The organism is uncultured Limimaricola sp., from assembly GCF_964022235.1.
GTDB lineage: Bacteria > Pseudomonadota > Alphaproteobacteria > Rhodobacterales > Rhodobacteraceae > Limimaricola.
Genome location: NZ_CAXHZL010000021.1, coordinates 25,306 through 34,680, shown reverse-complemented (window position 1 = coordinate 34,680; position 9,375 = coordinate 25,306). Strand labels below are relative to the sequence as shown.

General features: G+C 63.2%; 6 protein-coding genes and 1 pseudogene. 1 reads left to right on the top strand and 6 read right to left on the bottom strand.

The window, feature by feature from the left end; translation table 11 throughout:
* The 6 genes and pseudogenes from AADJ02_RS18145 to AADJ02_RS18120 form a co-directional block, all read right to left on the bottom strand.
* A pseudogene (locus AADJ02_RS18145) lies at nucleotides 1-112 on the bottom strand (IS5/IS1182 family transposase); the annotation flags it as partial.
* Nucleotides 113-368: 256 nt separating this feature from the next.
* A complete protein-coding gene (locus tag AADJ02_RS18140; protein WP_341214412.1) occupies nucleotides 369-728 on the bottom strand; it encodes a response regulator in 360 nt (119 codons plus the stop codon).
* A gap of 3 nt (nucleotides 729-731) precedes the next feature.
* Nucleotides 732-4,163 (bottom strand): chemotaxis protein CheB, encoded by a 3,432-nt coding sequence (locus tag AADJ02_RS18135; RefSeq protein ID WP_341214411.1) that lies wholly within the window; start codon nucleotides 4,161-4,163, stop codon nucleotides 732-734.
* The gene (locus AADJ02_RS18130) at nucleotides 4,156-4,695 is read right to left on the bottom strand and encodes a PAS domain-containing protein (RefSeq protein ID WP_341214410.1); all 540 of its coding nucleotides are present in this window, start codon (nucleotides 4,693-4,695) and stop codon (nucleotides 4,156-4,158) included. Before AADJ02_RS18130 ends, AADJ02_RS18135 begins: the two co-directional genes overlap by 8 nt.
* A gap of 272 nt (nucleotides 4,696-4,967) precedes the next feature.
* Nucleotides 4,968-7,349 carry an HWE histidine kinase domain-containing protein gene (locus tag AADJ02_RS18125; protein ID WP_341214409.1) on the bottom strand — a complete coding sequence of 794 codons (2,382 nt, stop codon included), beginning with the start codon at nucleotides 7,347-7,349 and terminating at the stop codon, nucleotides 4,968-4,970.
* A 643-nt stretch (nucleotides 7,350-7,992) separates the two neighbouring features.
* Nucleotides 7,993-8,481 (bottom strand): MarR family transcriptional regulator, encoded by a 489-nt coding sequence (locus tag AADJ02_RS18120; RefSeq protein ID WP_341214408.1) that lies wholly within the window; start codon nucleotides 8,479-8,481, stop codon nucleotides 7,993-7,995.
* Nucleotides 8,482-8,863: 382 nt separating this feature from the next.
* Here AADJ02_RS18120 and AADJ02_RS18115 point away from each other — a divergent pair, with 382 nt between their 5' ends.
* A complete protein-coding gene (locus tag AADJ02_RS18115) occupies nucleotides 8,864-9,331 on the top strand; it encodes a hypothetical protein (protein ID WP_341214407.1) in 468 nt (155 codons plus the stop codon).
* The last annotated feature ends 44 nt before the right edge of the window (nucleotides 9,332-9,375 follow it).

The window sequence follows — 9,375 nt, the reverse complement described above, 5'->3', positions numbered from 1 at the left end:
GCCAGACCATCTCGGGGTCGAACCAAACCGACAGCGAGCCGCGCTTGCGCAGCGCCGCGTTGTAGTCGGACCAGTTCATCGTGCGATAGCGGGTCGAGGAAGGCTTCGGCATGCCCTCGAGCTAACCGTCAGCGCGCGCTCAGTGAATTCCCTTCACCGATATGTGCAACAGCGCCGTCGCTCTTTAGATAGCTACGTTGTTAGCGGATGCCGCCGTGCCTTGCTTCGGCTGGCGGTAGACGTCGACAGGAGACCGTATTCCGCTTCCCCATACTCTCGTCGCCATGGCCGCCATCGGTAAATTCGAGAGTACCAATCCCCGATCCCGTTGCGGGCCCTGCTGTGGGACCTGCAACAGGTTCAACAGCCTAGCCGAGCGTGACGGAGGATTGCATCGCGACGATCTCGATCAATTCGTCCGGGGTCGAAGGCTTTTCGCAAAAGCGCGCGTGAGGATAGGTCGTACCGTAGTCATGCGCACCTGCATGGCCCGAATGGAAGACCAGCGGCACCGATCGGTCCGACAGCCATGAGGCCAGCGGATCGACCACGCCGTCGGCAAGACGCACGTCGAGAAAGCCGAGATCGGGTGGGGCCGCCTTCGCGACGCTAAGCGCCTCGGCCACGGTCGGGTAGGGGCCGTCGACCTCGTGACCGGCGTCTTCCAGTGTCGCCTTGATGTCCAGCCCGACGAGCAACTCGTCTTCGACCAGCAGGATCTTGACCATATCTCAGCTTCCCATGCTGCCTGGGCGTTCCAGGCTCCATTCATAGATGTTGCCCGCCGCGCGATTATCCAGCCTTGCTCGAAGCTGCCGCCCAGCGATCTGCAACATGTTCGAGCCGAAGCCGGCCGTGTTCTGCACCGTCTCGATGTCGGTGCTCCGCGTCTCGCGCCAGCGCAGCGACCAGCCCTCCGCGCGTGACCCCGTCCAAGAGATCTCGAGCTTGCCCTCGCTTGCGCCCAGCACACCGTATTTGACCGCATTGGTCGACCATTCGTGCAAGATGAGCGCCATCGGCGTGACATCGGCCTGATCCAGAACCACGTCCGATCCGGAGATTGAGATATCGAACTGCGTCACGAAGGGCTTGAGTATCGCCCGGAGCAAGGCGTCGAGAGTGATACCATGCGCATGGTCGGGCCGGTTGGTCAGCGCATGTGCCCGGCCAAGGCTCGAGATCTTGTCGCGCAGATCGCGTGCCAGCTGTTCGGTGCTGTTGGCCTCGCGCGCCATCGTCGAGACCAGCGCGCTGATGACGGCGAACAGGTTCTTCACCCGGTGGTTCATCTCGCCGATCATCAGCTCGCGGTTCTCGGCAAGATGCCGGTCGGCAGTGACGTCGAAGCTCACCCCGAGAATGCGCAAGGGCTCTTCGCCCGTGATGGGCCGTGCGAGGCTACGCAACCAGCGCGGACGTGCGTCCGCCCCAGTTGGAACGCGGAATTCGGTCGATATCTCTGCCTCGTCTCGCCCGCAGGTCTCGAGCACATCGCGGAGCGGCTTGCGGTCCTCGGGCATCACCTGATCGAACAGCGCAGCACTTGGGTGACCACCGGCTTCGGGCAGAGCCAACAGCGCGGCCTGGCTCTTGTCGATCACGATACGCCCGGCCGAGGGCAGGTATTCCCAGATGCCGATCCCGGCCAATTGCACCGCAAGCTCGAGCTGTTCGCGCTCCCGGTTCAGTTCGGCCTGCAGCGAGGTCATTTCGGTGATGTCCGTGAAGATCAGGGTGACGCCGTCCTGCGCGCCGTCGCGGACGCGGTAGGGGTGAACGATCAACATCCACTGCCGCGAGCCGTCGGCCTGGGTCATGGGCTGGCGGATCACGTCAGCGCCGCCGATGACCCGCGCGGCGGCCGACAGGTGGGCGTCGCTCGACAGAAGGCTCGTCACCTGATGCAGCGGGCGGCCACGATCACTCGATCGGAACGGAAAGATTTCGAGCGCGGCGTCGGTGTAGCTGCGCAGACGCATGTCGCCATCGAGCACCACCACCGGCAGCTGCGTGGATGCGAAGAAGTTGCGCAGGTCGTCGTTTGCGACGCTAAGCTGGTCGACCTTCTCCTTCAGCTCGTCATTGACGGTCGACAACTCCTCGTTGGTCGACTGAAGCTCCTCGTTCATCGACATCATTTCTTCGTTGGAGCTCTTCAGCTCCTCGTTCGCGGTCTCCAGCTCCTCGGTCTTGTCGCGCAGTTGGCGCCGGATGTGCTGCAACTCGCCCTCGAGCATCTCGACTTGTCCGTCGGCGGGGCCCAGTTCCATTAGATCGTCATCGGTCTCGACCTCGAAGCCGCCGATGTCGCGGAACACCATGAGCATCGTGTCGTCGGCGAGGGGGTCCGCGACGACGTCGACCTTCTGGCGACCGAACTCGGCGCGGACCTCGACGTCGCGCGCGATCATGCGTTGTCGGCTTTCTCCGGCCTGCCGCATCAAAGGCAGCAGCACCTCGCGCAGGCCAGGGCGCGCCGATTGCGCGGCAGACTGGTTGGAGCCTGCCGAAAACTCGAAGTACCGGCCAAGCCGGCCATAGCTTTCGATGACCGTGCCGTCGCGATCGAGCACGACGCAAGGTCGGGCATAGCGCTCCGACAGCCGATCGAGCGCGAGGCTCGTCCCTGCCGCGGGATGCCGACGCCGGATGGGGGTGTTGCTGCGCTCGACCCGCGATCCGCGATCGGACGAGGCGGGCAGATGGATTGGATAGCGCGTCTCCCCCTTCTTGCGGGCAAAGACGCGCGACCGGTGATCGATCGGCGCGAACAGGTCATCGGCCCGACCGATGGTCTCGGAAGGCCCCAGAAAGAGAAAGCCGTCGGGCTGGAGTGCATAATGGAAGATCGGCAATACGGCCGATTGCAGCTCATCGCCGAAATAGATGAACAGGTTGCGGCAGCAGACCAGAGACAGTCGCGAGAAGGGCGGGTCCTTGATGACGCTGTGCGCTGAGAACCGCACCATGTCCCGCACCCCCGGCGCGATGCGGAAATGGTCGCCGTGCTGGATGGTGTATCGGTCGCGCAGGGCTTCGGGGATATCGGCGAGCGAGGAGGCGAGATAGCGCGCCTCACGCGCGATCTCCAGCATCTGATCATCGATGTCGGTTGCGAAGATGTGGATCCGCATCGACGCGTCCTGACGGACCATCTCCTCGTTGAACAACATGGCGAGGGTATAGGCCTCCTCGCCGCTCGAACATCCCGGCACCCAGACCCGGATGTCCTGATGCGGGCGAGAGCGTTCGATGAGCGGCGCAATGACGTGCTTGCGCAGCATCTCGAAATGCTCGGGGTCGCGGAAGAACCGGGTGACGTTGATCAGCAAGTCGCGCAGCAAGGCTGCTGCCTCTTTTTCGTCGTCACGAACCCGTTTGCGATACTGGCCCGGGTCGGACATCTGCAGCACCTGCATCCGCCTTTGGATCCGACGGGCCAGCGTGGTGTGCTTGTAGCCGGTAAAGTCATGTCCGGTCTGTCCGCGCAACGCTTGGCAGATGGTGTCGATCTGGTCGCTGTCGCCGACGATCGACCCGGTTTCGCCGATGGCACGCCTGAAGTAGTCTCGCAGCCGGTCGAGCATGGCTTCGGGTGGTAAAACGAAATCGACCATGCCGGTCGAAACTGCCGACAGGGGCATGCCGTCATAGCGGGCGCTCTGCGGTGTCTGGACCAGCGCCAGCCCACCATGCTCCTTGATCGCCCGAAGTCCGAGCGTGCCATCGGCACCGGTCCCGGACAGGATCACGCAGGCGCACAACGGACCCCGATCCTCGGACAGGGAAATGAAGAAGTCGTCTATGGGACGGCGCAACCCGCGCGGCTGCTCGAACGGCTGCAGCGACAGCTTGCCTTCCTTGATCGACAGGCCGTGCCCCGGAGGAATGATGTAGACGTGATCGGGAAGGACCATCTCGCCTTCCTCTGCCTGTCGTACATTCAGAGCTGTCTGCCGCCCTAGAAGCTCGGCTAAAAGGCTGTCGTGGTTGGGGTCGAGGTGCTGCACGATGACATAGGCCATTCCGGTCGGAAGCTGGGCCGGCGTCAGCATGGTGCGCAGCGCTTCGAGGCCCCCCGCCGATGCGCCGATCCCGACCACCGGGGTCGTGTTCTCTTGGGCCGCGGGCCTTTGCGGATCGGCCACGGGATTATCCATGAAGGCGAAGGTTCGCGATGGTGACGGCGGACTGCGACAGCAACATGGCCGACTGTCGTATCATCAGGCCGTGGTTACGGCCGAGATCGGCCATATCATCGATGCTTCGGCCGAGCTGAGCGTCGTAGGCCTTGAGATCATCGACGCCTCGGGAGGGCTTGAGATCGAACTGGGACGCGAAGATCAGGTCGCCGCTTCCGGACGCCGTCTTGAGCCGCGACATGAACACGAGATTGAGGAAAGGGGTGCCGTCCGCCCGCAGGTTAGGCACCTCGAAGCGCCCCGCCTCGACCGTGGGGTCATTGAGAAAGGCGCGCATTCTGGCCTTCGCATCGCGCACGTCTTCGCTTTGCGGCTGAAGGAAGCGGCAGTTTCGCCCGATGACCTCGTCCCGGCTGTAGCCCGTCAACCGGCAGAAGGCCTCGTTCACCTCGACCAAGGGTTCATCGGGCTGATCGAGCGTTCCCAAGGTCAGAGGGATCGGAGCGGTGCGCATGTAGGCGAGAAGCGCCTCGGGCGGGCTGGTCGTCATCGAGGTGATCCTGAAGGCAAATTACGTGTGGAACGGCGCAGGCGCGATCTGTCGAAAATATTCCAAGGTTTCCGAATGAATAGTCGCCGCGAGGTGTCTCGCCTTGCGGGCGTCCAGACTTGGGACGAGTAGAGTCGGGGTCATTGTTTCCCTGCTTGGTGTACGTCCCGGTAGGGCCACATGGGTACAGATGGCCTAACGACGCTGCCCTGTAAAAAGGTCCATGCGTGAGGTGTTGCCGTGACGTCTTGGGGTCGGGCAGGTCGCACCGCTCATGCCGTCTCATCGGATTGCGGCGCGACCCGGTCGGCAAAGACCGCGGCGACCGTCTGGAGCAGACGGTCCGTGTCCAAAGGTTTTTCGATCCAGCGCTCCTTCGCCAACTCGGCCGGAATGTCGATGATATCCGAGTAACCGGTCGCGAACGCAAAGGGGATGCCGCGCGCCTGCAGCACCTGCGCCGCAGGCCAGACGCGAGTGCCGTTCAGATTCACGTCCAACACCGCCGCGTCGAACTCCTCCGTGACGACCATCTTCAGGGCCTCGCTCATCGTCGACGCAGGCCCGACCACGACGCAGCCCGCCCCCTCAAGCGCGGCGATCGTCTCCTGCGAGACGAGATGCTCGTCCTCGACGACGAGGACCCTCTTGCCTGTGAGCGATGTCCGATCACCCGTGAGGGGTCGGGCAGGGCTGAAGCTGCGTTCGGTCTGTCCGCTCTCGGCCCGCAGATTTTCGAGCGGCAGGTCAATTTCCGCCCGCAGGCCGCTCTGCGCATAGTCGAGCGTCACCTGACCGCCGAGATCGGAGGTCAGCATGCGCTCGATCAGAACCGAGCCGAAGCCCTTCCTTTGCGGCGCACCTTCGATCGGGGGGCCGTCCATTTCGCGCCAGACGACGATCAGGCGACGCTCCTGTCCTTCGCCGGACAGGTGCCACCTTGCGGATACCCGACCTTCGCGCCGCGAGAGCGCGCCGTATTTGGCCGCGTTCGTGACCAGCTCATGCAAGGCGAGGGTCAGGATCTGGGCGGCCTTGGGCGTGACCCTCAGCCCCGGTCCGTCGATCAGAATACGGCCCGGTTCATCGCCCCGGTAGGGGGCGACGGCGTTCTCGACCAGTACCTCGAAGCAGGCCCCTTCCCAACGGCTTTGCGCCAGAAGCGAGTGGGACTGCGCCAAGGCGGAGATGCGACCCACGAGCCGGTCCGCGGCCTCCGCCCCTGCCTCATGGCTTCGGGCCAGGCTCTGGCGCGCGATGGATTGCACGACGGCGAGAATGTTCTTCACCCGGTGGTCGAGCTCGGCCATCAGCATGTTCTGGCGTTGCTCCGAGCGTTTGCGATCGGTCACGTCGCGAACGAAACCGGTGCCTTGAAGCGGATCGCCTTCGGCGGTCGCTTGGAAGATGCCCGTGCCATGCACATGCCGCAGCGCGCCGTCCGGGCGACAGACCCGGTATTCGAGATCGAAGGGGCGGTTCTCGCGCAGGCAATTGCCGAATTCCCGGTCGAGCGACGTCCTGTCCTCTGGGTGAATGTGCTCCAGCCATTTGGAAATGGTGACGACGCCGTCGCCAAATCCCATGATCTCGCGCCCGCAGGCGTCCAAGTTCACCGCATCGGTCACGAAATCCCAAGTGGCCCACCCGAGGCTCGACGCCTTGGTGGCCAGTGCCAGCGCGTCGCGGGTTTCGCGCAACTGCTGGTCGCTGACACGCTGCGCCGCCGCCGAGCGGGCACCCTCGACCGCAGCATGGGTTCGTTGCGCGACCTCTTCGGCCAAGGCGACATCGCCCGGATGCCAGTGTTTCGTCTGAACCGAATGAAGCGCCAGCACCGCGACGAGCCGACCATCGCGAATGTAAGGGATGTCCATGAAGGAGCGGATGCGGCGCTGGGCAAAGGCTTCCAAGGTCGCGGGGACACAGGTGCGGGGGTCTTCTCGCACATCGGAAATGACGACGCTGTGGCCTTGTTTTAGATCCGCGATGAGCTCCTCACCGAAGTCCTGCAACCGGTGATGACCGGCACAGCTTGGTATGCTCCCGTCGTTCCAGTCGCTTTCGATCTGGGCGGAATCGCCGGTCTCGTCGATTTCGGCATAGGCGCCTTGCTCAACGCCGAGATGTCGGGCCAGAAGCGCCGCCGCCTCGCGGCTGACCGCGACGGGATCTCGAAGCGTCCGAAATTTTTCGTTGAGCTCCACCCTCAGCTTCGCCCGACGTTCATCAAGCACCTGCTCGGTGATCTCGAGACAGGGGCAAAGGAAGCCTTGCACGCTACCGCCGGGGCCGGACACGGGCGTGTAGGAGAACGAGAAATGGGTTTCTTCGAGATATCCGTGGCGCAGCATCATCAGGGGGATGTCGTCCATGTGCAGGGCCTCGCCCGCATAGGCCCGCGCCACGATGGGTTTCAGATCCCGCTCCCAGATCTCGTGCCAGACCTCTTCGAAAGGCAACCCGAGTGCGGGATGCTTTGCCGCGAGGATCTTTACATACGCGTCGTTGTAGAAAAGCGTGCGCTCAGGGCCCCAGACGATGAACATGGGCTGGCTTGAGGTCAGCATCAGATCGATCAGGACATGCAGGACCTGCGGCCAATCCTCGGGCGCGCCCAAGGGCGAAGCGGCCCAGTCGTAGGCACGGATCATTCGGCCCATTTCTCCGCCAGCGGAGGGGAGTGCAATGCTCCCGAACTTCTCGTCTCGCAACTGGCGATTCCCTTTCGGCTTAGACACGAGAGTGCGCCCTTGTAGCCGTAAGTATATCTATTTGACGCGCGCACCAGTGGTTCGTCGCTGGCAGATCAACGAGGTTGCGTCGAGATCGGGGTTAGATTGCCCTGTCGAAGATGCCCGCTCGATCCGGGGCTGGTCTCAGACGGCCGGACAGGCCGCATGACGACGATCATTGCGGACGTTTCGCCCCGACTGACAGCCGATCCGCCCTCTCATAAAGCAGGCAGCCGGCGGTTGGGCGTCGATAGAATCGGCGGGGGAGCTGAGACCTCTCTCGGCAGCACGAGGGGCAAAGGGGAAAGGGCCATTGAAGGCGACGCGACGAAGACCGCGCGAGGACGGCGCTGCCGCCCGCCGCCAATGCTGGCTGACCCGCTATTCGACAAGACCGTGAACTGGTCGTGTCATGATGGATAGGTCGGCATTCGCAAGGGATCGACCGCCGACCGACCGTCCACTTAGAATTGCTTTCGATACGAGCAACGGCAGGCACGTCGCCTTGTCAACGCAGGCCCGCCCGGAACGAGCGCCTCGGGCCTTGCCATCGGATCTCCCGTCAAGTGCCAGATCGACCGGATTTCAAATTCTCAATCGATCGGATCACGGCCTGACCCATTTCCTCGTAGAACTGTGCATAGGCCTGCACCCTGTCCCAGATCTCGGGCGTGGATTCGGGGAGCTGCACGAGGGTCTCGTCGATTTCGGCGCGGGCGCGGTCGAGATTGGCAGCGACCGCGTTGAGCATGTTTTCGTAAGGGTTGTCGGCCAGCCTGAAAAAGTCCTGCCGCTGGCCCGGTTTGCCCACGCGTTTGATCAGGCCGCGGTCTTCCAGCAGGCGGGTGGCCGAGCTGATGCTGCCGCGGCTGACCTGCAGCTGATCGGCAATATCCCCGAACGACACGACATCCCCGTCGAAGATCAACAACGCCATGACCCGCCCGGCGATGCGGGGCAGCCCGTCGGTCTGGGCGATCAACCCGACCTTCTCGATGAAATCGCTCCGGATTGCATCCAGCGCCTCTGGCGTCATGTCGGCTTGGGTCATTGATCAGCTCCTTCGGCTGTAAACTACGTCGAAATACCCAAATCTACCAGTTCGTTCATTACATTTTTGACAAAGCCTGCCGATGCTCCGGCGTAGACCCTGCTTGTTGCAGGCTGCCAAGGCTATGTGCGGGCAGAAGGAAGCGGGAGCGACGCGACCGCAAGAACCGAAGGCAGCTCAGTAGAGCGGATCGTCTGCGATGAGAGAGGCGTCTTGTGCGGGCTTTGAACCCCCAAAACCCTGTAGGTCTGGATAATACATACCATAACTCTATCAATCCCAGCTCTATGGATAGATCGTTCAGTTTTTTCTGAAATGTATGGACGTAGCGCCGGGTTGAGACTACATGTCTGCCAAGCCAAGGCACCGGAGGGCGCTGGACATGGATCACGGTGGATCAAACCTGAGCGCATTGCGCATCGACTTTGTCGAGCGGTTGGGCGTGCTGGCCCAATCGGAAGGGGCGACGCGCAATGCGGGTCGGCAGTTCGCGCTTCTGGCATTCGAAGGCCGCCCGATGATGGCCTCCGAGATCATGCAGATGTTGCAGCTTGGCCGGAGCAGCGTCGGCACGAGCGCGCGGTTCCTCGAAGACCGCGGCATGGTCCGCCGCGTCGCCCGCCTGGGCGAGCGTCAGGACAGGTTCGAGCTGACGCCGACGGTGCTGACCGCCCTGTCGAAATGGCTCGCAAGTCGGCGAATGGCGGCGGGAGCCGAATTCGAGACGATCATCCCCGCCTTGCCGGAGGCAGCGAATGACACGCGGCACCGGCTTGCGGAGCATGCGCGGTTTCACCGTGCGGTGGAGGCGGCGATCTCCTCGGCACAGGACGGCGCGCGCCATCCCTGACACGCGGCAGCAGCCCGCATTTTTTTTTCCGTCTGCGCGGATCT

Coding starts and splice junctions, on each gene's coding strand:
- AADJ02_RS18140 (WP_341214412.1), bottom strand. CDS start 728: ATGGTCAAGATCCTGCTGGTCGAAGACGAGTTGCTCGTCGGGCTGGAC.
- AADJ02_RS18135 (WP_341214411.1), bottom strand. CDS start 4,163: ATGGATAATCCCGTGGCCGATCCGCAAAGGCCCGCGGCCCAAGAGAAC.
- AADJ02_RS18130 (WP_341214410.1), bottom strand. CDS start 4,695: ATGACGACCAGCCCGCCCGAGGCGCTTCTCGCCTACATGCGCACCGCT.
- AADJ02_RS18125 (WP_341214409.1), bottom strand. CDS start 7,349: ATGATCCGTGCCTACGACTGGGCCGCTTCGCCCTTGGGCGCGCCCGAG.
- AADJ02_RS18120 (WP_341214408.1), bottom strand. CDS start 8,481: ATGACCCAAGCCGACATGACGCCAGAGGCGCTGGATGCAATCCGGAGC.
- AADJ02_RS18115 (WP_341214407.1), top strand. CDS start 8,864: ATGGATCACGGTGGATCAAACCTGAGCGCATTGCGCATCGACTTTGTC.